We start from the raw sequence: 26,212 nt of genomic DNA, 5'->3' as shown, positions 1-26,212 counted from the left end.
GCCGCGGATTGCGGATCGCAGCTCCAATTTTCTCGATCTGATTCAGATGGCGGCGATTGTCGCATGCCGGCGGCCTCCAGAAGCAATTCATGGCTGCCGCGTGATTCACCCATAAGTGCGGCGAGGCGGGCCTCTGAAGCTGGAATTTGGGGGGCCGGTCACTCAAGATGCGTCAGGAGGTCGACGACCATCGGTCGCTGTCCTTTCAACAGTTTAAGCGTTGCGTCGGCTAAGGAAAACCAACCCGCGCGATCAACCTCCGGAAAGCTTCTTACCTGGCCCGACCTTGGCGGCCATTCCATTTGAAATTCGGAACTCCGAATCGCGTTCACATCCAGGACTGGATCAGCTTCGATCGACCACACGACGACAATCTTGCCGCCAGATTGCCGGTATTCGCCAAGCGGTCTGAATATGCCATCGATTGTTACACCAAGCTCTTCGGCAGCTTCCCTTTTCGCAGCCGCGAGTGCGTCCTCTCCAGGCTCGACCAATCCTTTAGGGATCGACCAGGCAGCCTCGTCTTTCTTCGCCCAGTAAGGTCCGCCCGGATGGACGAGAAGGACTTCGTAATTCTCGGAAGCGCGCCGGTATATGAGAAGTCCGGCGCTACGGATTGCCATTGCGTTATGCTCTCGCGTTGGTGGCGCGGCCATTTCGGGTGTAGGGCCGGCTCTCCCATCAACAAAGCGAACGAAGTTCGCCCTTCTATGTCACGAGGGCATTAAACTGCTGCGGCCTGGTCGGCAGCCCGCAATCCGCTTTGCCACGCACCATGGGCTGTCGAGAAGTCGGACTGATGCGTCGCCTCGCCGGCGAAAAACAGCCGGTCGCCGACGGGACGCGCCAAGACTGCGCGTGCGCCCGCATGGCCGGGCAGCGCATGGCTGTAGGAGCCGCCTATCCAATCGGTATGACACCAGGAAGAGGCTGCCAGGGGCCGCAGGTGGTGACGAATATTGCTCCCCAGCAGCGACGACAGCTGGTCCAGGGCGAAGGCGAATGCTTCCAGTAAACCCGCGCGTTCGATGACGACGGCGCCATTTCCGCCAAAGAAGCCTTCGACGACCGGCCGGCCGAGCGGGCGGATATAATAGCTGCCGGTCTCAGCATTTCGCGGGTCGCCGAGCAGATGGGTTTCCGGCTCCAGACCATGATTGCCATGGAGTTCCAAAAACAGCTTGTCTGCGAGGCCAAGCGGCAGCTGACTTGCGGCGTGGAGGTGATCGTCGGCCTCCGGGTCGAAGATAATGGCTCCGCGGGCTAGAACGTTGGTCGATGACGTGATGATTGCCGCACCGGATGTGACAGGACCGCGGTCGGTCTCCAGCTGGACGCCGTTCGCGGTCAAGGTCACGGCTCGAACGGGCGTCGAAAGGCGCAAGGCCACGTTGGGAACGGCGGCGCTGATCAGACTTCCGTAGCCTTCCCGCACGCGCCAATTGGCATCGGTTGCCGCATTGTCATAGGCAAGAAAGTCAGAGACCGAGAGCCGATCGAGCGGTGCGCCGTTCAGATATCCGCTGAGCGACTGGCAGTAGGCGTTCCATTCGCCGCCCGACTCCAGCGCGTCCGAAGCCCTGTCGCTGGCGGGAGGATTGACGCGCATCCGCTCCTCAAGCGCGTTCCATGCAGTCGCCGCAGCCGCCCGCTCATCCGGCGTGAAGCCGAGATTGCGCCACTGGCTTTGCCACGCCGTGCGCCCGCGCTCGATAGTGAACCCGGCTGCACGGCCAATGGCGACGAGAGGATTGCGCTCGGCAGAATGCAGCCAGCCGCAACCCATATCCAGCGGCATCCCGGCCATTTCGATTGTCCAGGCGCGTCCACCCACGCGGTTGCTGGCTTCCAGGATGACGACCGAGCGGCCGGCATCGACCAGCTTTTTTGCTGCTGCAATGCCGGCCGCGCCAGCGCCGACAACAGCAACCTCGTAATCCATCGTCGCCCTCCGCCGCTGCGTCGCCAGCTTGATACGACACAAGCTTTACATCTAGGCTGCACCCGCTTCAACGGGCCCGAAAGCCTGCTAGTATGCTGACATGACATTCTTCGAAACACTTGTTGCATTGCTGGCGGTTGCCATCCTGCTGCTGCAGGTGACGCGCCGCATGCGGCTGCCCTACCCGGGCATTCTGGCTGCCGCCGGCGTCGCCGTGGCAATGCTGCCTGGCGCGCCGACGATCCCGATTGATCCGCCGACGGCGCTCGCCTTGTTCATCGCCCCCGTCCTTGTCGACTCGGCCTATGACTTCCCGGTGGGTGCGGCGCGGCGCATGCTGCTGCCGCTGTTCTTCTATGCCGTCGTCGCCGTTCTCGTCACGACAGGTGTCGTCGTGTCGATCAGCATGCTGACTGTCGGGCTTCCGATTGCGGTTGCGGTCACGCTGGGCGCAATCGTCGCGCCACCTGATGCGGCAGCCGCCACGGCGGTCCTTTCCAATTTGCCCGTCGCCCGCCGTGTGGATGCCCTGCTCAAGGGAGAAAGCCTGTTCAACGACGCGACCGCGCTGCTGCTTTTCGGGGCCGCGCTCACTGTCCAAGCGCGGGGCGGGCTGGATGCCGGGACGGCGCTTCAGGTGGCTATCGCCGCACCGGGAGGGATCCTATTCGGCATCGCTTTCGGCTTTGTCGTCTCGCGGCTTCGACCGATAACCGAAAACACCGTCGGCGGGACCCTGTTTCAATTCGTCTACGCATTTTCGACCTGGCTGATCGCCGAGCATCTGCACCTGTCGGCCGTCCTTGCCACCGTGGCGAGCGCAATGACCATCGCCACCCTTTCTTCGGTCGAGGATTCGCCACGCATGCGGGTGCATTCCTTCGCGGTCTGGACGACGGTCGTGTTCCTCTTGAACGTGGTGGCTTTCCTGCTGATGGGGCTGCAGGCGCGCCGCATCCTTGAGGCGATGTCGGCTGAAGAGCTTCAGCGGGCGGTGGGATTTGCCGCGATCGTGGTGGTCGGCGTCATCCTGGCGCGCATGGCGATGGCGTTCCTGTTTCACGCCGTCGTTGCGACCCGTCACCGGCGCGGCCGTGAATTGGCGCCTTTCACATCCGGGGAAACCTTGCTGGTGGGTTGGGCCGGTATGCGCGGCCTTGTTACGCTGGCGACGGCATTCGCACTCCCTGCCGACTTTCCCGAGCGAGACCTGGTCGTGCTCACGGCTTTCGCGGTGGTGCTTGCAACCCTGGTCATTCAAGGGGCGACCCTGGCACCGATGATCCATCTCCTGAAACTCGGTCGGCAGGCAGAAGTGCGCGATGAACTCAAGGCGGCCCGCGTGTCGCTCGCCGAGGCCGCCTTTCAGCGGCTTGAGAAGGAAAGCGGTACTGAAGCCGAAGCGATCCGGACGATCTGCAAGGATCATTGGACAGCATCCACCGATGCGGCCAGAACCTCGCCGCTCAATCGGCGCCGTGACCTGACCATCGCAGCCGTTCTCGCCCAGCGCCAGCGCCTCGAGGAATTGCGCGATACAGACCAGATCGGTGCGATGCAATATCTCGAGTTGCAGGAGGACCTTGACTGGAAGCAGCTCTCCATCGGCTCAGATGAGGATCGCCGCATCACAGAAAGCTAGATCTGACCAGGCAGTGGTCGACGCCAGGACAATCAACGGTTCCCTGATAGCGAACGGGGGTCGGATGGTCCCTTGCCGTCCCCTCTATTGGAAAGCGGCGCCATTCTCAAACACAAGCCTCGCAGTCGTTGCTACCGCTGGGCTTCTTGACGGCCTCACCCGGGAGAAGCGCTTGGCTCTTCGTCATCAGCGCCTGCACTGTCAGTTCCTGCAGGCGTCGATGGGGATGGTTCTGCAAAGTTTGAGTTGACCGTTTTCGATCGTGAGGCGACAGTTGCACTTGAGGAAAGCAGGAGGAAAGACGATGGACGAGCCGGATCGCTGGCGCAATATGGCAAACGCTCCGAAAGACGGCAGCCGGATCCTCGTCACGATTCGCTCGTCCGAACAGGGGCCGGCGGAAGTTGACCTTGCCTATTGGACGAATGGCGATCAGTTCGGTGGAGAAGGCTGGCGCGCCTCCGATTCCTCGCCCGGGCACATCATCGAATATGCCGAGCCGGAATTGAAGTGTTGGATGCCGATGCCCTCGGCAAACCTCGCCAGCAGCTCGATGCCCTCCCCCTGGGAAGGCGACGATGACCAGGAGCTTTACGGGTCGGGGATCTGAGACATCGCGCCCGATTATATTGGTTCCGGCCGCAGCGAACAGGCCCGGATCGCCGTCCGCCACGACTGCGGCAACCAGATTGGGGTTCAACCGCATAAGCGCCTAGGCTGCGCGCACCCTGTCCCGGCCGCTTAGCTTTGCCGCATAGAGGGCTTGATCGGCGCGTCGATAAAGATCCGACGTGCTATCGGACGGGGCGCAAGCGGCGATACCGGCAGAGCAGGTGTAGCTGAAGTCGGGTGACGCAGGCAGGGGCCGGGAAAACCGGATCACCGTCAGCATGCGCTCGACAATGGCAATGGCGTCTTCCGTCTCGGTTGCCGGCATCACCAGAAGGAATTCTTCTCCGCCGACCCGCCCAAAACAATCGTTGCGGCGAACATTCTGATGAATGCGATGCGCAAAATCACGCAGGACCTCATCCCCGGCGTGGTGGCCAAGGCGATCGTTGATGTATTTGAAATTGTCGATGTCGAATACGGCAAGGCATCCGTTGCTGCCATGCTGGGCGGCCGCCAGCATGTCGTCGACGCGCGCCATCACGAAGCGGCGGTTGGCGACACCCGTGAGTTCGTCGGTGTAAGACGCCTTGATCGCCTGATCGCGATCTTGCCGGACAGTCCTGCCATGCGCGCGCAAACCGGTGATGTCGCTCGCAATGCACAGCATCCAACCGTTCTTCTGCACCGCCTCCGTCATCCAGAACCATCGGCCGTCCCACTGGTCCGTCTCGAAAGCGCGATAGCCGATCTTGCCGCGGCGCGACTGAGTCGAGCGCAGCCACTCTTCGAAATTGCTCGTTCGAATGACCGTGCCCCGCTGCTGTTGGAAATTACGCCGCATGAGATCCGGCCAGAGGGGCGTTTCATCCGGTTCGATGAAATAGGCCGAACGAAAGGCGCTGTTGGCGTATTGCAGCCGGTCATGACCATCATAGACCGCAATCAGCGTTTGCGTGCATGCAGAAAGGTGCAGAAGCTGTTCGAATATCTCGTCCATCCCGAACCCTGTCTGGTTGCCTCGGTATGACATGGCGCAGAGATCCTATGAGAAAAGAGCCCGTCAGCAAGCAAAAGGCGCCTCCAGTGATTACGGAAGCGTCAACGAGCTGTCGGTCCCAATCGTGATTGGACATCGGCTGCCACCTGAGCGACGCTATCTTTGGGAGCGGACCATCTATTTTTCCGGAGATAGGAGGCCGAGATGGAACAGTACGCACTCGATCAGTTGAAAACCATTGCCAAGGTCAGGACGACCTGCACGCGCCTTGACATGACGCGGCGCGAACGGCTTGAGCGGTGGGCCGAAAGTCTCGACCGCAGCCCCAGAGCGTTTCTGAACACGCTTCACGAAACAGAATATAAGTCGATGGCAGAACGGCTTGCGCTGCGGGATGACGACACCCCGATCTCCGTTGCATTCGCTGACCCCATTCTGCGGGCGGCAGGAATGGAAAATGACAGCTATGGAGAGGCCAGGCGGTTCTTCGAGCTAAGCGACGAGCAATTGCACGGCCTTGTCTGCTTCTGCCATTTCGGTGAACACGTCAGCGCGGCAGTCATCGCTCGCCGCCTGCGAAAGATGGCGAGTTACAAACCAGGCGGGTTCTTCGCTCAGCTTCGTGCGTTCTTTGCCTGATTGAGGCTGAAGGCCATCTGGCGCTGCAAGGCCGGCGGTCGCCGCGGCGGTGAAAGGGCCGCCACGGCGACCGACAGGCCGTCGTTACTGGCAATCTCCGGTGGCCCGGCGGTGAACGTCGTCGTCGCCAAAAACCGGCGCGGTTCTTCGTAACCTGGCTGGCGGAATGCCAATGGCTGGGAATAGCGACGGGCGAGCCGTAGCGGCGGGGCCTGATTTTGATGTGCCTTCGATCGGGCTGCTGCACGTTCAAGGAAAGGCGATGCAATGCGGCACGCCCATCTGGCCATCCCTTGAACGCCAAACTGTCCAATCTCACGCGAAGGAAAAGATGGCGGGCCCGAAGCAATATGGCGGGGGCACGCGCATGCGTCGCGGTGAAAAGAGGGCAGCCCATGATCAGGACGCAGGCCGCATAACGGATATATTGGCACCGCCGCACGAAAAGCTTGCATGCAAGCTATAAATCGGATGTCCTGAAAAAGGCTTCTGTGATGTTGGGCGACTCCGAATGAAAACCCTCGACGCGCGAATTCGGTTTACAGGTGAGCGGCGACAGGTCACTGCCCTTTTCTATGACATTGTCGGCTCGACGGAGCTCTTATTGCGGAGCGAGCCGGAGAAATTCTTTCGTTCCGTTTCGGCATTACATCAGAATGCCGAAACGATCATAAAAAAGCATGGAGGTTTTCTTCATCAACGGCTCGGTGATGGGGGATGCTGTTTCTTCGGATATCCCGACCAATCCGAAGATGCGGCTGAAAGTGCGGTGCAGGCTTCTTTGGAATTGTTAGGCATTGCAGCGAGCACCAAGGGCAAGGCGCGCACAGCTTTCAGGCTGCGGATCGGGGTTGCCACCGGTCTTGTCGTCTTCTCCGCGCAAGGAGACGAGATTGTTGGCACAGCACCGGTGCTGGCGGCTCGCTTGCAGGCAGAGGCCGAACCGAATTCCGTTCTGGTCGCAGATTCGACCGTTCAGCTCACCCGACACAATTTCGACTATAGCCTGGTGCGGAAGGCCAAACTCAAAGGCTTCGAAGAGCCGGTTGCGCTCTGGCGTCCGCAGGAACGTGATCGCTCAACGTCTGCGCTGTCGCCATTCAGCGAATGGGATCGGCCGATAAGAGGCAGGGAAAGAGAACTTGCCGCTCTTTCGAGCGCCTGGAATTCAGCTCTCGACGGCAGGGGCAGTTCAATCACCGTGGTCGGAGAGGCGGGCATCGGCAAATCCAGACTGATCGGCGAATTCGCCCGCAGCCTGTCCCATACTTCGCACGAGACCCTGATCTTTCAGTGCGGCAGGCGCCTGGAGAGCCAGCCGCTGCACCCCTTTATGTCGTTTCTCGAGAGGCTTGTGGCCGAACCCTCTGTTCTGAAGAATGGCGATAGCGGGGCTTTCATGCAGGCCCTTCAAACATCCGGCCGAGCCTTAGGGGCAGACATCGTCGACACCATTCTCTCATTTACATCAGACCGATCGCCGGCGACCTCGCGCAATATTCGCGTGTCGGATCTGTCGGGGCGGGCATTCAGGCGGAAGGTCATCGAAGCCGCTGCCGACATCCTGACCTGCAAGGCGACTGGCGTTCCGACGCTCCTCGTCTTCGAGGATGTCCACTGGGCTGACGGCATGACGTTGGAGCTGATCGATCGGCTTGAATCACTCGCAGGCACGTTGCCGATCCTCGTGGTTCAGACATCGAGGATCAGACGATCCCTGGCACTGGCGACCGAGATAGAATTATCCGGATTGGCCTCTGCGGCGGTTCGCGATCTCGTCGCCTCGGTCTGGCGTGAGCGCCCCCCGCCGGGCCTGTCCGATTTCATTCTGGATCAATGCGATGGCATGCCGCTCTACGCCGAAGAACTGGCCAACTTCTTCCTGGAAAGGCAACCCTTGGGCAAGGCCTTATCCGAATGGAAAGGGCTGCTTCTGGAAGGTGGCGTCAGCTCGCTGAATGATCTGCTTTCCGCCAGACTCGCGGCGACCGGTTCCGCACGACGGGCAGCGCAATTTGCGAGCGTCATCGGTCGCGAATTCAACATCTCGCTGCTCGCCTACCTTCTCGAAGGGGTCAGCCGGCAGACGGTGGAGATCGCGGTCGAGCGGCTTGTTTCCCAAGGCATCATCGAGCCTTCTGCCGACACGCCCGGCTCCTTTCAGTTCCGGCACGTACTCACCCAGGAAGCAGCCTACAGCAGCCTTCTCAAAAGCGACAGACGACGCATACACAAGCGGATCGCCGAACTCCTGATCGGAGAAGCAAAGCCCAGTCTGCCGGCTGCCATCGCTGCCTGGCAGTGCGCCGAAGCAGGCTTGCACGACGCCGCGGCCAGGTTTGGCCTGGCCGCGGCGGAGGCGAGCGTTCTGCGCTCCGCCATGCACGAGGCGAACGTGTCGCTCGAACTCTGCGCCGAGGAGGTCGACAGCCTTTCCCGGCGCCATCCCGATCGCACCGAACTGGCATTGGGCCTGCTCGAACTTCAGGGGGTCGTTGCGACCGCGCTCGAGGGAGAGGGCTCGGAAAGCGCGCGCCGGGTCTATTCCCGCGCAATGCAGCTTCTGAGGAAACAGGCCTCGGCTGTCCGGTCGAAACATTTCCCGGTCTATTGGGGATGGTGGTTCACGGCACCCAACATTCTGACGCAGCAGTCTCGCGCGCGCATCCTCGTCGGCGACATGCAAACCGTCGAAGATCAGGAGACGCGGCTTCAATCCTATCACTGCGGATGGGCGACGAGCTTTCACGCCGGCGAGCACGAATTCTGCCTCGATTGCGTCGCCAGAGGCCTTGATCTTTACGATCCGGAAAGAGCGGTCAGAAATCGCGCCTTTTTCGGCGGACATGACGCCAAGGTCTGCGGCTTGGGCGAGAGCGCCTTGTCCTACCTGCTTCTCGACAATGCCGACGCCAGTGAACATGCGATCGGACAGTGCCTGGACTGGGCGGCCTCGACCGATCACGCCGGAAGCATGGTTCACGCGCTTTATTACGCCATCGTCCTGCGCCGCTGCCAAAGCCGATATGACGATGTCCATGACCTCGGCGAACAAATGCTGGCGCTTGCCGAGCGACACGGCCTCGCCGCCAGCCAGGCGCGCGCCAACATGTATTGCGGCTGGGCGGAGCTGATGACGTCGTTTGCCGAACGGGGCGAAGAGCGATTCCAACACGGTCTGCTGCTCCAGCAGCAATTGGGCACCGACGATAATTTTTCCATGCACAGCGACATGCATGCGCAGGTGCTGCAGCGGCTCGGCAAACCTGCTGAAGCCCTGGCGACCATTCACAATGCGATCAACGTTGGCCGCAACAGCGGTCAACGGTTCTGGCTGGCCGAACTCTACCGCCTCAGCGCAAGACTGAGACGAGATCTGGACGACCCTCCATCCTTGATAAGAAGAGACCTGACGAGGGCGGTGCAGATTGCCGAAGGACAAAAGGCCGCCTGGCTGGCCGAAAGAGCAAAGCGCGCCTTGGACGGCCTGCCAAGGTCGTAGGGCCAGGAGGAGGCGATGGAGAACGGGGTGCTCGACAACATCTTTGATGCCCCTAACCTCTCGCCCCCTGATCCCTGGCAGACGGTGCAGCGCATCCTGGCCAGCAAGCACGAATACGGGATCACCAGGCTGGGCTCGGTCACGGAACTCGACCGGATCGGGATCCCCGTCGTCCAGGTTGTCAGGCCGCGGTCCCTTTCCGTCGCCGTCAGCCAAGGCAAGGGTTTGAGCTTGCCGCTTGCGGCGATATCGGGCCTGATGGAATCCCTGGAGGGATGGGCCTCGGAGCGGATTGCCCCGGAGCGCGTCTTCGGAGCGCCTTTCCGCGGGATGAACGAGCAGAAATTCTGGTCGCACCTCGGCGTCGGACGAGAGGCGGAGAGGCTTTCCTGGATCGAGGGGCTGGATCTCTTTTCAGGCCGGAGAACCCCTGTCCCGCTTGCCCTTGTCGACTCCGCCTACACCCTCCCCTCGCCTCATCCGCATTGGATGCCGAGAGACACAACGGGTCTGGCGGCCGGCACCAGCCTGCAAAGCGCGGCCTTGCATGCCTGCCTGGAGATTCTGGAGCGGCAGGCGCGATGCACGGCGATGAAGACGCCCCATTTCTTCGACCGCTTCCAGATCGACTCGCGCTCCGTCCGCTCAGGCAGCGCCGGGGAGATCATGCAACGGCTGGCCAAGGCGGGTTTCGTCGTCGGCATCTGGAAAATCCCGGCGTCGCATGCGCTGCCGATCTACTGGTGCCACGTGATGGAAGATGCCGGCCGCGCCCCCTTTGCGCCCTTGCCGGCCGAAGGCTTCGGCTGCGACTTCAGCCACGATCGGGCGCTGACGAGCGCATTGCTCGAAGCGTGTCAATCGCGGCTGGGGGTGATTTCGGCTGCGCGCGACGATATCAGCAGCGAAGTCTACGCATATGCCGATGCTTCGGAGCTCGCCGCTTGGCGCGCGCAACTCGTAAAGGGCGGCAGCTCCTACCTTCCCGATGAAGGTCATGGCGCCAGCGGCCGCCCCATCCTGGCGATCGTCGAGGCGTTGAGGCTGGCCGGCGCGAAGGCGGCGATCCTTGTGGTTCTTCATTCCGACGATCGCGTCCCTCTTCACGTCGTCCGGGTGGTTGCCCCTCCGCTAGAAACAAATCCGGAGGCGGATCTTGCGTGACGATATCGTGGTCTTTCTCGGCCCCACCCTCTCCGCGACGGAAGCGCACAAATATCTGGAGGCGATCTATCTGCCTCCCGTCGGCTGCGGCGATGTCGTGCGCGCCGTGGCGGACTACGCGCCATCGGCGGTCGTGCTGATCGACGGCGTCTTCGCGCAGCGCCCCGCCGTTCGCCACCAGGAAATTCTCTGGGCGATGGCCCGAGGGCTCCGCCTATACGGTGCGGCCAGCATAGGCGCGCTCAGAGCAGCGGAGCTCGCTCCCCAGGGAATGATCGGGCATGGACTGATCTACCGGTGGTACAGACGGCACTCGCTCGCCGACGATGCCGACGTCACGGTGCCGATGGCTCCCGTCGAACTGGGCTCGCGCGCATTGGGTGATGCTCTCATGGACATCAGGCTCAGCCTGAAAAAAGCGGAACGCGTCGGGGTCATCGAAAGACGACTGAGACATCAGCTTGAGTCACTGGCACGCTCGCTCCACTTCAGCGAAAGGTCGTTCGCCAGGCTTTTCGCAGCGGCAGAAAACAATCTCAGCGCTGCCAACCAGATCGCAGTTCTAAAGGCGTGGCTGAAAGCCGGAGCCATAAACCAGAAGCGAACCGACGCTGTAAATCTCCTGAGATATCTGGCCGATCACAAGATAAATGGTCTGAAAAAATCTCCTTCTTTCGAATTTGAACTTACGGAATCATTCGCCAATGACATGGAGTACTGTGGAATGCTCGACACGCTATTGTCGAAATGCCCGTAGTACTGGTATAGTGAAAGATCGCTCGGCGTTGGGCAGAGAGCGGTGGGGGCAGCTTTGGATGCCATCACACATTCGCAGGGAGCAGGCGACGGGTCGGCTTTGGAGCGGCCGCTCGGAACGCGTTTCCTTGTCTTTCCGCAGCCATCCTTCATTCCCGGTTATGAAAAGCCCGAAGTGGTGTGGATCGGACCTTCGGGGGGACCCATCCTGGCAGGGCCGTCCGACAGCCGGATCTATGTGGCAAATCCCATCGAACCGAAATCGCCCTATGCCGCGCCTTATATCCCTCCCTATCCCGGCCTTTTGCAGCCGCCCGCAGAGCCCGGCCCCGACGGGCATTTCGATCACATAGGGCCTGGCTCGCCGGCATTTCTTTCAACCCACAGCTATGCCTGCGCCCGCCGGGTTCTCGATATCTGCGAGGGCTATGCCGGGCGCCCGATCAACTGGTTCTTCGAGCCGACGCTGGAACGGCTGGAAATCGTTCCCCGCATTCCCCATTGGCAGAATGCGCAATCCGGCTTCGGCTTTCTGGAGCTCGGCGAAAGCGAACCGGAAGGCCCGACATCCTGTTTCGCGCTGAATTTCGACGCGGTTGCCCATGAAATGGGACATCTCATTTTGCTGAGCGAACTTGGGATCCTCGAAGGCGACGGATCCGGCAGCGACTTCTTTTCCTACCACGAAGCGATCGCCGATTTCATATCGCTCCTGGGATTGCTGCAATTCGATACCGCGCTGGACCGGCTGCTTCGCCGCACAAGAGGCAACCTGCTCCTGCACAACGAACTCGACAAATTTGCCGAGCTCAGCGACGAAAAGCAGCTCAGATCGCTCAACAACTCGCTTCGTGTCAGTGATGTCAGCCAGGAAGTGCACGACCAGTCGAAGCCCTTTGCGGCAGGCCTCTTCGACTGCCTGATCGAGGTCTACCAATCACTGCTGTTCGAGCGCGGACTGTCGAAGATCAATCCCAGGAAGTTCAGCGACCTTCGCCAGCAGATGGCGCCGGCGCTGATAGAAGAAGGATTTCGGGCATCGGCGACATCCTATGAGCTGACGCATTTCGCCGCGAAAGCCGCCCTGCAGGAGGCGCGCGACGTGATCGGCGAGGCGGTCACCCGTTCCTGGACATATCTCGACCCGGATAGTCTGACCTTCGAGGCTGCGGCTTCGGCCTTTCTCGAGGCCGCCTGGCGGGGGCGCGGGCGCGCTTATATCGACCAGCTCGAAGATTGCATGAGGTGGCGCGGCATTCTTTAACCAAAGACGGGAGGCATCGATGATAGACGACAGCGTTCCAGCACCTTCACTTCCTGGACTCCCCTACGTGGCGGGCCAGATCATACTCTACGGCGTAGACTTAAACGACACCAATCGCATTACGCACCTGGATGTCGGGATGGCGGGAAAGGCGGAACTGCAGATAAAACTCGCAAGCGGAGTCGGCATAACGGGATCGACGGTCCTCGCTTACGGCTATGCGTTCGAGGGTCACTGCTACAGGCTGGATTCCAACCGCATTTTCGTTGTCACAGGTCCGCATGCCGAGCCTGCAGCCGGCTGCGGCTTTGACCCCGCGTTGGGGTACAAAATGTGGCGGCTGACGGCATCCACACAAATCCTGGAGATCTCGACGGCTTTCGGCGACGCCAGGACGCTTATTCTGGATGCCCAGTTGCCCGGCAAGAGGTCTCCGAGCTCCTACGCTATCACACTCAGAATGGCCCATCGCAACGGTCGCCTCAGCAACGATTAAACTTCCAACGGGGGAGAACAATCATGCCATGTGACGTGACAATAGATGTGACGGAAGCGCTCACCGCTTTCACAGTGGACGATGGGCTTAGTCCCTACGTGGACAAAAACAATCAAAAGCTTGAGAACTTAGCTGTGGGGGCCGCAACCTTCGACATATCGGTTGCGCTCGATAGCAACAATGAAGCTATGGTCTTCGTCCGGGCGACGGATACCAAATCCACAAAGTGGATCTTCAAATACAGCATTCCCGATGAACTCGATGGCGGGGGTAAGATCTATGTTCCCAAGAGAGTGCCGACATCGCAAGCCGCATCGCAGGCGGACCTCGATAAGCTTGCGCAAGAGGTCGAGAGCTTGAAGGAGAGTATTGCAGGCGGTCCAAGGTAGCGAGTTACACATCCCCGCCGTCCCGCCAATTATACGCAAAAACCCCGCGGTGTGTTGCCACCGCGGGGCTCTTTGACGCCCGACCCGGGAGAGAGGGTCAGGCAGCCTGAACCTTGCGGCTGGTGCGCGCCCATTCGGGCAGCCAGTCGCCGTGGGTGGCGAGCAGATCGTCGACCAGCGACCAGATTTGGTCGAGGTCGAGTTCGGCTGCCGTATGCGGGTCCATCATCGCGGCGTGGTAGATGTGCTCGCGATTTTCCGTCATCAGCGCCTGCACCGTCAGTTCCTGCACGTTGATATTGGTGCGGATCAGCGCCGTGAGCTGCGGCGGCAGGTCGCCGATGAAGGTCGGCTGGATGCCGGAGGCATCGACCAGGCACGGCACTTCGGCGGCGCAGTTGGTCGGCAGCGAGGTGATGCAGCCGTTGTTGCGGACATTGCCGTAGATCACCGAGGGTTCGCCGGTCCAGACCGAGTTGATGATCGAGGAGGCATATTCCTTCGACGGCTGAACCTCGATCTTGTCGGCCGAACGATAGGCCTCCGCCTGCCCCTTCCAGCGCTCGATCTGCTCGATGCAGCGTTTGGGATATTCATCGAGCGGGATGCCGAATTTCTCGATCAGGTCCTCGCGGCCCTCCTTGATGAAATAGGGCGTGTATTCGGCGAAATGCTCCGAGCTTTCGGTGACGAAATAGCCGAGCCGGGTCAGCATCTCATAGCGCACCTTGTTCGGGCAGCGCGGGTTCCAGCCGGGCTTCGGCGCCCTGCCCTCGCGATAGCCGCGCAGGAGATCGGGATAGAGGTTGCGATAGGACCCGTCCGGCTGGCGATGCTCGAATTTGAGATAGAAGGCCATGTGGTTGATGCCGGCCGCGCGGTAGCGGATCTCCTCGTAGGGAATGTCGAGGTCGTGGGCCAGCTCCATCGCCGTGCCCTGCACCGAATGGCAGAGACCGACCTGGCGAATTGTCGGGTATTTCTCCGATATCGCCCAGGTGTTGATCGCCATCGGGTTGACATATTGCAGCATGATCGCCTCGGGGCAGACGGCGAGCATGTCCTCGCAGACCTTCCAGAGATGCGGCACGGTGCGAAGCCCGCGCATGATGCCGCCGACGCCGAGCGTATCGGCGATCGTCTGGCGCAGGCCGTATTTCTTCGGCACCTCGAAATCGGTGACCGTGCAGGGCTCATAGCCGCCGATCTGGAAGGCGACGACGACGAAATCGGCGCCGGCAAGCGCCTTGCGCTGGTCGGAATAGGTCTCGGCCTTCGCCTTCACGCCGAGCGTCGAGATCAGCTTGTTGACGACGATGGCGCTTTCTTCCAGCCGCTGCGGGTTGAGATCCATCAAGGCGATCGTCGCGCCCGACAGGGCCGGACGCTGAAGCACGTCGCCGACGATGTTCTTCATGAAGACGGTGGAGCCAGCTCCGATGAACGTGATTTTGGGATTTGCTGCCATTATAACCTCCGGCATTCGGCAATCATGCTACCTCGAAAGCGGCTTTGACGAGCCGTTCGGTGTAGGCGGTCTTGGGATGGGATAGAACTTCGTTGACGGGGCCCTCTTCGACGATCTTGCCATGCTGCATGACGATGACGCGATGGCAAAGAGCCCTGACGACCTTGAGATCGTGGGAAATGAACAGGTAGCTTAGGCCCCGCTCGTCCTGCAGCTTGCGCAGGAGTTCGATGATCTGCGCCTGGACGGAAAGGTCGAGCGCTGATGTCGGCTCGTCGAGCAGAATGAATTCCGGCTCGAGCGCGATGGCGCGGGCAATGGCGATGCGCTGGCGCTGGCCGCCGGAAAATTCGTGCGGGAAACGCGACAGGATATTGCCGGGCATGCCGGCGGCAATCAGTGCTTCGCGCACCCGGTCCTGCCGTTCGGCCTTGGTCGCCCCCAGCCTGTTGACGACGAGACCTTCCTCGATGATCTGGCCGATCGTCATGCGCGGGTTGAGCGATGAGAAGGGATCCTGGAACACCACCTGCATGCGGGCGCGCAACGGCCGCATCTCGGCTCGGGAAAGGCCGTGGATCGGCTGATGGTCGAAATGGATCTCGCCGCTCTCGGGCGTGTTCAACCGCAGGATCGCCTGGCCGAAGGTCGTCTTGCCGGAGCCGGATTCGCCGACGAGACCGAGCGTCTCGTGACGGCGCAGCGTCAGGTCGAGGCTGTCGACGGCGACAAGCTCACGCATCGCCGGCTTGAGAAAGGTACCGTGACGCATCATGAAGGCGACGCGCACGCCCTTGGCATCGAGGATGACATCCGATCCCTCCGGCAGCGGATTGGCCTGGCCGCGCGGCTCTGAGGCAAGCAGATGCTTGGTATAGGCGTCCTGCGGATTGGCAAACAGAGCTTCGGTGGTGTTGTGCTCGCGCACTTCGCCAAGCTGCATCACATAGACGTAATCCGAGAACTGCCGCACCACGGTCAGATCGTGAGTGATGAGGATGACGGCCATCCCCAACTCCTTCTGCAGGTTGCGGATCAGGTTCAGGATCTGCGCCTGCACGGTGACGTCGAGCGCCGTCGTCGGCTCGTCGGCAATCAGCACGTCCGGATCGTTGGCAAGCGCCATGGCGATCATCACGCGCTGGCGCTGCCCGCCGGAGAGCTGATGCGGATATTGCATGAGCCGCGCGGCAGGATCAGGGATCTGCACATGTTCGAGCAGTTCGAGCGCACGCTTTTGCGCATCCCTCTTGCTGATCCGGCGATGGACGCGGATCGCTTCGACGATCTGGCTACCGATCGTATAGATCGGGTTCAGCGAGCTCATCGGCTCCTGGAAGATCATCGAGATGCGATCGCCGCGCAGCTTGCGGCGCGCCCGCTCGGAGAACTTCAGGATATTGCTGCCGTCATAGGCGACCGTCGATGCCTCGGAGACGACGGCGCGCTTCGACAAGAGCCCCATCACCGTTCGCGCCGTCACCGATTTGCCCGAACCGGATTCGCCGACGATCGCGATCGTCTCGCCGCGATAGAGCTGGAAGGAGACGTCCTTGACGGCTTCGACCATGCCGTCTTCGACCTTGAAATTCACCGCCACATTGCGGGCGTCGATGATGGGCGTGTCCGAACGGCCATCATGGTCGTGGCGGACGGGCGGGGCGAAGGAATTGACCAGTGCAAGAGCCATATCAATCACCTCAATAAGGATCGACCGCGTCGCGCAGTCCGTCGCCAAGCGCATTGAATGCGAAGACGGTGACGAGCACGAAGCCGACGGGGGAGAGAATCCAGGGATAGGAGCCGATCACCGAATAGGTCGCCGTATCCTGCAGCATCAGCCCCCAGGAAATCAGTGGCGGCTTGACCGCGAAGCCGAGGAAACCCAGGAAGGATTCCAAGAGCACGACGCTCGGTATGGCGAGCGTCACCGCGACGATGACATGGCTCATCACGTTCGGGAAGATGTGCTGCATGATGATGCGCATGTCGGTGGCGCCGACGGCCATCGCCGCCCGGACATAGTCGATACGGGCGAGCGCCAGCGTCTTGCCGCGCACCTCGCGCGACATCTGCGCCCAGCCGAGCGCCGACATGACGGCGATGACGAAGGCAAGGAAGACGTTGGTCGGCGCCGTCACCGGGATGAGCGAGGTCAGCGCCAGATAGAGCGGCAGTTGCGGGAAGGCGAGCACCAGTTCGACGAAACGCTGCAACCAGATATCGAATGTGCCGCCGAAATAGCCGGACACCATTCCGACGGTCGTGCCGATGATGGTGACGATGAAGACCACCGTCAGGGCGATCGTCAGCGAAATGCGCGAGCCGATGATGGCGCGCGACAGCACGTCGCGGCCGAACTTGTCGGTGCCAAGAAAATGCACCGGCTGGCCGTCAGTCGAGCCGAAGAAATGCCGGTTGGCCGGGATCAGGCCGAAAAGCCGGTATTCAGCGCCCTTGACGAAGAAGCCGAGCAGCCGCGGGTTGTCGTAATCCACGCCAACGATCGGCTGGAAGGTGACCGGGTCGAGCTCCTCGGAATCCGACAGCGCATAGACACGCGGCTGGAAGACGAAACCTCCGTCCTTGTCGTGGAAGCTGATCATCTGCGGCGGCGCGAAGCCGACATCGGTTGCCTTCGGGTCCATCGGCGCAAAGAAATCGGCAAAGATCGCCATGACGATCAGGAGCACGACGAGCACCAGCCCTGCCATGCCGGTCCAGGAGCGTCTCAGCCGGCGCCAGACAAGTGCGATGTAGCTTTCATGCCCACGCGATGGCTTGTTGATGGAAAGTTCTGTCGTCGGCGGAGGCGGCGCGGAGTCGAAAGCCAGCATCTCAGGCTCCTCCATACTGGCGGACACGGGGATCGAGCAAAGCGAGCAGCATGTCGGCGATGATGTTGCCGACGATCAGCGTCGCCGACAGCACCATCATGAAGGTGGCGGTGACATAGACGTCGCCGACCGCCATCGAGCCGACGATCGCCGGGCCGACGGTGGGCAATGCGAAAATGATCGCGGTTTCGATCTCGCCGGTCAGCATGTAGGGCAGCACGACGCCCTGGTACATCACCAGCGGGTGCAGCGCGTTCGGCACCGCATGGCGCATCACCACGGCGGCGCCGGAAAGCCCCTTGGCCTTGGCCGTCTCGACATATTGGGCATTCAGCGTATCGAGCAGATTGCCGCGCATGACGCGCATATTGTAGGCGAGCCCGCCGAAGGTGGCGATCGCCACGACCGGCCAGACATGGCGAACCAGATCAGCGAATTTCGCCCAGGACCAGGGCGCCCCGCCATATTGCGGCGAGAAGAAGCTGCCGATTTCGGAGACGTTAAGCTGGAAGACCAGCAGATAGACGATGATCAGCGCCATCAGGAAGCGCGGCACCGTCATGCCGAGGAAGGAAATCGCCGAAAGCGTGCTGTCGATCCAGCTATACTGTCGCGTCGCCGCCCAGATGCCGAAGCCGATGCCGAGCACCGAGGCAAAGAGATGGCAGACGAGCGCCAGAAGCAATGTCCGCGGCAGGCGTTCACCGACGACATCGGCGACCGGCTTGTTGTAAAACATGCTGTAGCCGAAATCACCGCGGGTCACTATACCGCCGATCCAGTTGACGTATTGGATGACCAGCGGCTTATCGAGGCCGTGCTCGACCCTGTAGAGCTGTGCCTGCGCTTCGGCCTGGGCATAAGATGCGCCGCCCTGGTTGATCAGCTGGGATCTTATATAATCGGCGTAGTCGCCGGGCGGTGCCTGGATGATCGCGAAAGTCACCACGCTCAGGATGAAGAGAATGGGGATCGCAGAGGCTATGCGCACGAGCAGGAATCGTAACATCGAACGGTTCGCTTCTCCTTGCCGCCAGTCGCTGCTTGTCAGCGCGGCCGGCTTGTTGGTCATATCAGGCCGCGCGCCACGCGCGGCCTGAATCTCACTTCAGCTGGGAGGGAACTCTCCGGCGTCGCATCACACGCGACGCGCTCTAGCTCTTTGTGTCCTGATGACACGCATCAGTTGATCGGGCCCTTGTCGCCGGGCTTGCCGGGCAGCTGCTCGGGGAACAGCTCGTATTTGCCCTGCTTGTCGGCAGCCACCCACACGCGTTCGCGGATGATGGAGTCTTCAGCCCAGTTGAACATGAAGATCGGCGTACCCTGGGGCACGTTGGAGAACCGCTTGTTGATGATCAGCGCGCCCGGATATTCTGTCAGGCCGACGGTGTTGACGTGCTCCGTCGAGATCTTCTGATACTGCTTCATCAGATCGACGCGCTCGTCATTACTCTGGCTCGTCGTGAACTTGTTGACGACATCGACAAGTTCCTTTTCGAACGGCATCAGATCGAGCTGATCGTCCTTGCCGGCACGATGGTGCCAGCTGGTGCGCGGACCGACAGGGGCAAGCTGTTCGGTATTCTGCACCACCGACGACAGTTCCGTCGTATTGCGCTGGATCAGCCAATCAAAGCGGCCGGCATAATGCGCTTCGTCGCGCTTTGCACCGTCGAGCCCATTGAGGATGACCTTCAATCCGAGCTTTTCCATCTGGCCGACGACACCTTCGGCGAGGCTCTTGTCTGTCGTGTAGTCGTTGTTGACGAGCATGACGATTTCGACATTCTTGCCGCCTTGCGTGCCGGACGGGAAGTTCACGATGCCGTCGCCATCCGTATCCTTGAGGCCGGCCTTGGCGAGTTCCGCCTTGGCACCCTTAAGATCATAGGGGTAGTAAACGGTCGAGTTGCGGTCGTAGAAGCTGGTGCCGGAGGAGAGCCCACCGGGATAGATCGCGGTAAACGGTCCCTTGACCAGCGAGTCGCCGATTGCCTTGCGGTCGAGCGCCATGGTGACGGCCTTGCGGAAGTCCTCGTTGCGGTTCAACTCGCGGATCGCCTCACCGCGCTCGTCCGGGTTGCCCCAGCCGTTGGCGGAGAAGTTCATGCGCAGATTGTAGCCGATTAGGCGCGGGCCGAAGGCAAGGCGGGCGGGTGCGGTCTTTTCGGCGGCTCGCTTCAGCGACGCGACGAAGTTTTCCGGCTGCTCGAGGTTCGAGATGTCGGCGGATCCGGCCACGGCCTGAACGTCACGGTCGGCCCAGGTCGAGAGCTTGTAGTGCAGCTCATTCAGATAGGGCAGTTGATCGCCCTTCTCGTCGACCTTCCAGTAATAGGGGTTGCGGCGCATGACGATGATGTCGTCCGGGCGATATTCGACCGGTACCCAGGCGCCCATCACCGGCATGTTCATGAACTCGGGCGGGAAGGCGTTCTTGAACTGGTCGTAGGTGTTCTTCGAATATTTCGGATGCTTCGACTTCAGGATGTGCGACGGACCCGGGCAGAAATTCGGGTAGGACATCGTGTAGAGATATTGCTTCGGGAAGGCCTCCTTGAAGGTCCATTCGACGGTGTAATCGTCGACCTTCTTCAGCGTCGTGCCGACGCCGAAGGCTTCCGGCGAGGCGCCGCCGCCGAGCGGCGAAACGTTCGGGTCGATGACTTCGTCATCCCAGTAGAACATGATGTCGTCGGCATTGAATGGCGCGCCGTCAGACCATTTGGCGCCTTCGATCAGGTGCATGGTCAGCTTATGGCCGTCTTCGGACCAATCCCAGCTCTTGGCGAGGTTCGGCAGCGGCTCGGTGTCTGAGGCCTGTACCTGGAACAGCGGCGCGGTGCGCGTCAGGCATTCGGAAAGGCCGATATCGATGCCGCCCCAGCCCTGCGTCTGGCCGGCGCCGTAGTTCCAGCCTTCCGGCCGGCCGCCGATGACGTGGCGCATCGTATCGCCGTAGACACCGATGCCGTCGGGCATATTGCCCGTCTTGAAGACCAGCGGCTCCTTCGGCAGCCGGTCCTTGACCGGCGGCAGCTTGCCGGTGGCGACGAAATTTTTCGTGACCCAATCCGGCTCATGATATTCGGGCAGCGCCTTGAACTCCAGGATGGAGTCGCGCGCCACATATTTGATCTTGCCTTCGGCCGGAAAGTCCGCCGGCGCCGGCGGGATGGTTGCCTCGGAAGCATATGCATTCAGCGCCGCGGCCGAGACGCTGAGCGCCAGCCCGGCAAGAATGCCCAGATTGCGGAAATTCATCATCGTTTCTCCCTCTGTTCCGGAGCGCGGGTCACACGGCTCCTTTTCCTCGCACGACATGAAAGCGGGCTTGATGTCATGGATTTCCCTCCCGGAAACCCATGACGACCCAACCTTCACAAAACTTAGACGGCCTGCTTCAGCGCCGCCTTTTCGGCGCGCAACTCCTCGATCGAGCGGACGTTGCGGCGCGCAGCCCCCGCCCAGTCGCGGGTCTGCACCTTCGATTTGGACAGCCGCTCCTTGGCGGCCGGCACGGCATCGGCATATTGCGGCAGCCAACGTGCCTGGGCAACGACCATCTCGTCGACCATCTGCCAGACTTCCTCAGGCGTCGAGACGGCGCCGACCAGCGGATCGTGCAGCACGGCGAGCTTCAGGAGATCGATGTCGCCTGAAACAGCCGCATGCACCGACATGCGCTGGACGTTGATCGAGGCAATGCAGGTGGCGGCACAAGCTTCCGGCAGGGTGACGCCGGAAACCATGTTGATGCCGAAGCGGTCGACGAAGCCGGGCGATTCGATGATCGCATCGGACGGCAGGTTGGTGATGACGCCATTGTTCTTGACGTTGAAATGGCCGCGATAGACCCGGTTCGTCTCCAGCGCCTCCAGGATGTGGCTGGCGTGTTCGTTCGAGCGCTTGGCAGGATCGATCGGCTTGGCGGCCGATTCCAGGAATTGCGGATATTCCGTCTCGAACCAGTTACGCGTTTCGGTGGAGTGGCGGAGATAGCCGCCGGTCTCGCCGTGGATCCAGTCGGACATATCGATCCAGCGGGTGATTTCGTCCGGCCGTTTGCGATACCAGGGCAGGTATTCCGAGAGATGGCCGTTGCTTTCCGTGGAATAGACGCCGAAACGCTTCAGCACGTCGATGCGCAGCTTCTCCTGCTGCGAATAGACGGGGTGCGCCTCGAAGGCGGCAACCAGCTCGTCCTTGCCGATCTTGCGGCCGTTGAGGCGCAGGTCGATGAACCAGGTCTGGTGGTTGATGCCGGAGCAGATGTAATCGAGTTCGCTCACCGACTTGGCGCCCAGCACCTCGGCGATCTGTTCGGCGCCGTGCTGGACACCGTGGCAGAGGCCGACCGTGTCGACCTTGCCGTATTCGATCGCCGCCCAGGTGTTCATCGCCATCGGGTTGGCATAGTTCAGGAACTTGGCACCCGGCTCGGCGACTTCCCTGATGTCCTTGCAGAAGTCGAGGATCACAGGGATGTTGCGCTGGCCATAAAGGATGCCGCCGGCGCAGATCGTATCGCCGACGCACTGGTCGATGCCGTATTTCAACGGGATGCGGATATCGTCGGCATAGGCTTCGAGGCCGCCGACCCGGACGCAGCTGATGATGTAACGTGCGCCTTCCAGCGCCTTGCGCCGGTCGGTCGTCGCCGTGACTTTCGTCGGCAGTCCGTTCGCCTCGACGACACGATCGAGGATCGCCTTGATCATTTCGAGATTGTGCTCGCTGAGATCCGTCAGCGCGAATTCGATGTCGCGAAACTCGGGAACGCACAATATGTCGGTAAACAGCTTCTTGGTGAAGCCAACGCTGCCCGCACCGATGATAGCGATTTTGAAACTCATGATCTTCACCTCGACCCAATCGAATGCTAGAGAAAAGATGGCTATGGAGGATCAGGCCGCATGCCGGCGCATGTGGTTGAAAAAGCCGTAAAACTGCCTGTTTTCCTCCCGGCCGCTCTAATCGGCCGTGGTCTCTTCCTTCTTGTCGACCGGGATTATGCCCGAAATCGTCGGGGCGACCAGAGAAGGATTATGCTTTCAGGGGTAATTTTGTGCTGCAGGATTTAATTGCCAATGGACAGTCGATGAGGACGGTTTCGCTGCCCCGCGGCCGCCAGCGATTGCACGCCATGCCGACCAGTACCGGCTATGAGGTGCGCGAGAACGAGACCTATGACTGGGATGGCCGACGGCGCGGCCAGACGCCCTTCACGGTGCTGCAGCACACGATCAGCGGCAGCGGTCGGCTGCGCTACCAGAACCGCAATTATCGGCTTCAGGGCGGCGATACGCTGCTGGTGCTCGTCCCGCACAATCACCGCTACTGGCTGGAGAAGGGCGACCGCTGGGAATATTTCTGGATCTCGATGAATGGCGAGGAGACGCTGCGCATCCATCAGCTGGTGCTTTCCACGTCAGGCCCGGTGTTGAAGCTGCAGCCCTCGACCATCGATCATCTCGCCGATTGCAGCCTGCGCCTCGTCAGAGGCGCGACGTCGCCAGGTGCTGCCTCGGCGATCGCCTATGAGGCGGCCATGGCGCTCTACGACGACGTCTTCGGCTCGCCGGCCTTTGCCGCCGAGCTCAGCCTGATGCAGCCGGTGATCGACCATATCAACGCCAATCTCGACAAGCCGCTGCCGGTCAGCGAACTCGCCGGCATCGTCGGCCTCAGCCGCGCGCATTTCTCGCGCAGCTTCGCCGAAAGCGAGGGCATGCCGCCCGCCGAATTCGTGCTGCAGCAACGCCTGCAGCGTGCCGTCAAGCTTCTGACCAAGGCCGACTTCCTGCCGGTCAAGGAAGTCGCCATCATGTGCGGCTTCGAGGACGCCAACTATTTCTCGAAAGTCTTCCGCCGCGTCTACGGCACCAATCCGACGGAATTCCGCACGACGGGCATGTATGCCAGCATCGGCAAGCTGAAATAGCGGATCATCCCAAATCGCGTCAGGCCCGCACCTCGAACACCATGTTGAATGGTGTTTCCGTCGCCCGCCGGAAATGTGTGAACCCGGCGTCGAGCGCCACCTTTCGAAGCTTCATTTCTCCCGCCTGTGCGCCGAGCCCGAGCCCGACCTCCTGGGAGAGCGATGCTGGCGTGCAGATCATCGTCGATGCTCCATAAAAGACGCGGCCGACCGGGTTGAGATTGTCCTTGAGATGGTCATGGGCAAAGGGCTCGACGATCAGCCACGTGCCGTTCGGCCCAAGTGTTTCCTTGACATGCCGGCCGGCGCCGACCGGATCGCCCATGTCATGCAGGCAGTCGAACATGGCAACCATATCATAGCCGCCGCCTGGAAATTCCGCAGCCGAGCCCTGCTTGAACGTCACGCGGTCGGCGACACCCGCATCTTCCGCGGCGGCCTTTGCCCTTTCGATCGATGGGCCGTGATAGTCGAAGCCGGTAAAGCGGGACGCGGGATAGGCCTGTGCCATCAGGATGGTCGAGGCGCCATGACCGCAGCCGACATCGGCGACGCTGGCGCCGGCCTTGAGCTTTTCTTCGACCCCCGCAAGCGCCGGAATCCATTCGTTGACGAGATGGCTGTTGTAGCCCGGGCGGAAGAAGCGCTCGGTGCCCCGGAAAAGGCAGGTGCTGTGCTCATGCCAGCCAAGGCCCTTGCCGGTGCGGAAGGCATCGGCGACCTTCGGCTCGTCCATCCACATGGATTGCACGACCTCGAAGGCCCCCACGAAAAAGGCCGGGCTGTTTTCCTCGGCAAACACCATCGCCTGTTCCGGCGTCAGGCTGAAACGATCGGTTTTTTCATCGTAAGCGACATAGTCCGCAGCCGCCTGGGCGCTCAGCCATTCCCTGAGATAACGCTCCTTCACCCCCGTTTTCGCTGAGAGTTGCTGGACGGTCATCGCCGTTCCGTCGGCCATCGCCTTGAACAACCCAACCTTGTCGCCAAGCACGACCAAGGCCCCTGACATGGCCGCGCCGACGTCCCCAACCAGACGACCGACGAGTGCATCGAGTTTTTGCATATCTGGCTCACGCATTGTTACCTCCCGGGTGCGTGATGAAGATAATCTAAATTAGCCTTTAATAATATTCAGTCAATCAACCTTCCCGTTTCACCAGATGAGCGCGGAGTATTGACGATCGAGGGAATGTAAAAGGCGGCGTCAAGGCGCGGCTCCATTCCGGCGCAATTTACGCGTGACTACACAATCCGGGGAGATTGCCATTCTACGAGAAGACCAACGTCAACCGCTCAAAACATCTTGTGTCGTCATGCGCTTGCTCTCATCATCGCTTGTATCGAGATTACATTTTTCATATCATCCGCGGGAAGCAGCGCTGCACTTTTGATGCAAGGTTATTGTTTTGAGCCTATCTTCCGCCCAATGCCGCGCCGCGCGTGCCCTGCTGGCTTGGTCTCAGGACGACCTCTCATCGGCCTCAAAAGTCGCCAAAGCGACGATTGCCAATTTCGAGGCCGGGAAGCGTTCACCCTATGAGCGCACCCTTCAGGATATGAAGCACGCCCTGGAAGGCGGCGGGGTTGTTTTCATCCCGGAAAACGGCGGCGGCGCCGGTGTCCGCCTGGCAAAACGCGCAAGCCCCTCGATCGACACGAATGAGACCGAAACGGTTCAATATGAAGAATATCTCGAAAACGACGCACCGCCCGGTGCGGGTGGCTGAATGATGGCAAAAAAAGAGAAGCTCGAACATTCCGAACTGGCGGGAGAATTCACCGATGACGGGATCACCGTGCTCGTCGATATCTTCCGCACATCGGGCAGCAATGAAGACTGGACGATGGAAGTGGTCACGCAGGCGGAGGATCTGATCCGCTGGGACGAGCCGTTTGCGACCGACCGGGAGGCTTTCGACGAATTCCTGGCCGTCGTCGCCAAGGACGGCATTCGATCGTTTCTCGAAGATGAAGAGCCATCCGTGCATTGAGGAAGATTCGTGAAGAGCATCAATGATCTAGTCGCATCGGCGAAAACCGTCTGCGATCGATACCGGGCCGGTCGGATGGAGCGCGAGACCGTGCGGGAATGGGTTCTCGGACTCGGCGCCTATCCGCCGCCGCATGGCGAGCGTGTACGGGAAGCGGCGGAATGGTTCCGATTGCACAATCGTGAGCCCGTTTCCGAAGATATCGTGCTCGCGGACATCGACCGGCTCAAGGCGATTTCAGCGCCGTGATCCCGGGGCGTGCGAACGACAGGCGGCCGGCTCAGCTCCTGCTTCGCATTTTCCTGGAATAGCTCCAGCCTCGCGGGCTGGCGCAATCACGCCGGTACTCGGCGGCGTAGGACCAATGACGATCATGAGCATGATGCATAATACCGCCATCGCAGCTTTCATGCGAAGAGGTCTGGAGGTTCCGCAGCAGAGCGGTATGGCGCTTCCGTTGAAAGCTGAGCCGCTCTAGCCGCGAAGCGCAGGTCGAGCGCGGCTACTGCAATTCAAGGTGTTGCAGCGTCCTTTGCGCGTCCTATCAGACTCGCGGCGCTGCA

The 26,212-nt window shown here is 61.0% G+C and carries 24 protein-coding genes; 14 read left to right on the top strand and 10 right to left on the bottom strand.

Annotated features, from left to right (window positions below; translation table 11 throughout):
* Positions 1–158: 158 nt before the first annotated feature.
* Both ACMUVN_RS11385 and ACMUVN_RS11380 read right to left on the bottom strand, forming a co-directional pair.
* Positions 159–623: an NUDIX domain-containing protein gene (locus ACMUVN_RS11385; RefSeq protein ID WP_063476000.1), complete on the bottom strand. Its 465-nt coding sequence runs from the start codon at positions 621–623 to the stop codon at positions 159–161.
* Positions 624–724: 101 nt separating this feature from the next.
* On the bottom strand, positions 725–1,942 hold the full coding sequence (locus ACMUVN_RS11380) for a flavin monoamine oxidase family protein (protein ID WP_063475999.1): 1,218 nt from the start codon (positions 1,940–1,942) through the stop codon (positions 725–727).
* Between the two features lie 100 nt (positions 1,943–2,042).
* Between ACMUVN_RS11380 and ACMUVN_RS11375 the strand changes: the two genes are divergently transcribed.
* Positions 2,043–3,584: a cation:proton antiporter gene (locus ACMUVN_RS11375; protein ID WP_063475998.1), complete on the top strand. Its 1,542-nt coding sequence runs from the start codon at positions 2,043–2,045 to the stop codon at positions 3,582–3,584.
* 304 nt (positions 3,585–3,888) lie between these two features.
* Complete coding sequence (locus ACMUVN_RS11370; RefSeq protein WP_047612813.1) at positions 3,889–4,194, top strand: hypothetical protein; 306 nt, start codon at positions 3,889–3,891, stop codon at positions 4,192–4,194.
* A gap of 102 nt (positions 4,195–4,296) precedes the next feature.
* Here the strand turns inward: ACMUVN_RS11370 and ACMUVN_RS11365 are convergent, their stop codons facing one another.
* Entirely contained in the window at positions 4,297–5,193 is an 897-nt protein-coding gene (locus ACMUVN_RS11365; protein ID WP_047612810.1) for a GGDEF domain-containing protein, read from the bottom strand.
* 204 nt (positions 5,194–5,397) lie between these two features.
* Between ACMUVN_RS11365 and ACMUVN_RS11360 the strand changes: the two genes are divergently transcribed.
* The 7 genes from ACMUVN_RS11360 (at position 5,398) to ACMUVN_RS11330 (ending at position 13,403) form a co-directional block, all read left to right on the top strand.
* Positions 5,398–5,832 carry a hypothetical protein gene (locus ACMUVN_RS11360; RefSeq protein ID WP_063475997.1) on the top strand — a complete coding sequence of 145 codons (435 nt, stop codon included), beginning with the start codon at positions 5,398–5,400 and terminating at the stop codon, positions 5,830–5,832.
* A 511-nt stretch (positions 5,833–6,343) separates the two neighbouring features.
* Entirely contained in the window at positions 6,344–9,334 is a 2,991-nt protein-coding gene (locus ACMUVN_RS11355; RefSeq protein WP_183844790.1) for an ATP-binding protein, read from the top strand.
* 15 nt (positions 9,335–9,349) lie between these two features.
* Positions 9,350–10,498, top strand: coding sequence for a YcaO-like family protein (locus ACMUVN_RS11350; protein WP_183844789.1), 1,149 nt, complete (start codon positions 9,350–9,352; stop codon positions 10,496–10,498).
* Entirely contained in the window at positions 10,491–11,255 is a 765-nt protein-coding gene (locus ACMUVN_RS11345; RefSeq protein ID WP_183844788.1) for a TfuA-like protein, read from the top strand. The genes ACMUVN_RS11350 and ACMUVN_RS11345 overlap by 8 nt, the downstream gene beginning before the upstream one ends.
* Before the next feature lie 54 nt (positions 11,256–11,309).
* On the top strand, positions 11,310–12,518 hold the full coding sequence (locus ACMUVN_RS11340) for a hypothetical protein (protein ID WP_254956245.1): 1,209 nt from the start codon (positions 11,310–11,312) through the stop codon (positions 12,516–12,518).
* A 19-nt stretch (positions 12,519–12,537) separates the two neighbouring features.
* On the top strand, positions 12,538–13,014 hold the full coding sequence (locus ACMUVN_RS11335) for a hypothetical protein (protein WP_047612795.1): 477 nt from the start codon (positions 12,538–12,540) through the stop codon (positions 13,012–13,014).
* A gap of 23 nt (positions 13,015–13,037) precedes the next feature.
* Positions 13,038–13,403, top strand: a complete 366-nt coding sequence (locus tag ACMUVN_RS11330; RefSeq protein ID WP_097595652.1) for a hypothetical protein — start codon at positions 13,038–13,040, stop codon at positions 13,401–13,403.
* 97 nt (positions 13,404–13,500) lie between these two features.
* Here ACMUVN_RS11330 and ACMUVN_RS11325 read toward each other — a convergent pair whose 3' ends face one another.
* The 6 genes from ACMUVN_RS11325 to ACMUVN_RS11300 form a co-directional block, all read right to left on the bottom strand.
* Positions 13,501–14,871, bottom strand: a complete 1,371-nt coding sequence (locus ACMUVN_RS11325; RefSeq protein ID WP_047614861.1) for an alpha-glucosidase/alpha-galactosidase — start codon at positions 14,869–14,871, stop codon at positions 13,501–13,503.
* A gap of 22 nt (positions 14,872–14,893) precedes the next feature.
* A complete protein-coding gene (locus ACMUVN_RS11320) occupies positions 14,894–16,561 on the bottom strand; it encodes an ABC transporter ATP-binding protein (RefSeq protein ID WP_047612786.1) in 1,668 nt (555 codons plus the stop codon).
* A 10-nt stretch (positions 16,562–16,571) separates the two neighbouring features.
* Positions 16,572–17,708, bottom strand: coding sequence for an ABC transporter permease (locus ACMUVN_RS11315; RefSeq protein ID WP_047613456.1), 1,137 nt, complete (start codon positions 17,706–17,708; stop codon positions 16,572–16,574).
* A 1-nt stretch (position 17,709) separates the two neighbouring features.
* On the bottom strand, positions 17,710–18,717 hold the full coding sequence (locus tag ACMUVN_RS11310) for an ABC transporter permease (protein WP_047613455.1): 1,008 nt from the start codon (positions 18,715–18,717) through the stop codon (positions 17,710–17,712).
* Between the two features lie 173 nt (positions 18,718–18,890).
* Entirely contained in the window at positions 18,891–20,978 is a 2,088-nt protein-coding gene (locus tag ACMUVN_RS11305) for an ABC transporter substrate-binding protein (RefSeq protein WP_047612783.1), read from the bottom strand.
* A 122-nt stretch (positions 20,979–21,100) separates the two neighbouring features.
* Entirely contained in the window at positions 21,101–22,567 is a 1,467-nt protein-coding gene (locus ACMUVN_RS11300; RefSeq protein WP_047612781.1) for an alpha-glucosidase/alpha-galactosidase, read from the bottom strand.
* A 245-nt stretch (positions 22,568–22,812) separates the two neighbouring features.
* Between ACMUVN_RS11300 and ACMUVN_RS11295 the strand changes: the two genes are divergently transcribed.
* Positions 22,813–23,655, top strand: coding sequence for an AraC family transcriptional regulator (locus ACMUVN_RS11295; RefSeq protein WP_047612778.1), 843 nt, complete (start codon positions 22,813–22,815; stop codon positions 23,653–23,655).
* A 19-nt stretch (positions 23,656–23,674) separates the two neighbouring features.
* Here ACMUVN_RS11295 and ACMUVN_RS11290 read toward each other — a convergent pair whose 3' ends face one another.
* On the bottom strand, positions 23,675–24,736 hold the full coding sequence (locus tag ACMUVN_RS11290; protein WP_047612777.1) for a class I SAM-dependent methyltransferase: 1,062 nt from the start codon (positions 24,734–24,736) through the stop codon (positions 23,675–23,677).
* Positions 24,737–25,064: 328 nt separating this feature from the next.
* Here ACMUVN_RS11290 and ACMUVN_RS11285 point away from each other — a divergent pair, with 328 nt between their 5' ends.
* From ACMUVN_RS11285 to ACMUVN_RS11270, 4 genes are read left to right on the top strand one after another with little or no spacing between them, the layout of a single operon-like run.
* A complete protein-coding gene (locus ACMUVN_RS11285; protein WP_047612775.1) occupies positions 25,065–25,385 on the top strand; it encodes a helix-turn-helix domain-containing protein in 321 nt (106 codons plus the stop codon).
* A 3-nt stretch (positions 25,386–25,388) separates the two neighbouring features.
* Positions 25,389–25,649, top strand: a complete 261-nt coding sequence (locus ACMUVN_RS11280; protein ID WP_047613454.1) for a hypothetical protein — start codon at positions 25,389–25,391, stop codon at positions 25,647–25,649.
* A 9-nt stretch (positions 25,650–25,658) separates the two neighbouring features.
* Positions 25,659–25,898 carry a hypothetical protein gene (locus ACMUVN_RS11275; protein WP_047612774.1) on the top strand — a complete coding sequence of 80 codons (240 nt, stop codon included), beginning with the start codon at positions 25,659–25,661 and terminating at the stop codon, positions 25,896–25,898.
* Positions 25,783–26,127 carry a hypothetical protein gene (locus ACMUVN_RS11270; RefSeq protein ID WP_080759866.1) on the top strand — a complete coding sequence of 115 codons (345 nt, stop codon included), beginning with the start codon at positions 25,783–25,785 and terminating at the stop codon, positions 26,125–26,127. Before ACMUVN_RS11275 ends, ACMUVN_RS11270 begins: the two co-directional genes overlap by 116 nt.
* Positions 26,128–26,212: the final 85 nt, after the last annotated feature.

Source organism: Rhizobium sp. IY2 (assembly GCF_047532935.1).
Taxonomy (GTDB): domain Bacteria; phylum Pseudomonadota; class Alphaproteobacteria; order Rhizobiales; family Rhizobiaceae; genus Rhizobium; species Rhizobium anhuiense.
The sequence above is the reverse complement of the archived record's forward strand: the minus strand, read 5'-3'. Positions and strand labels throughout refer to the sequence as shown.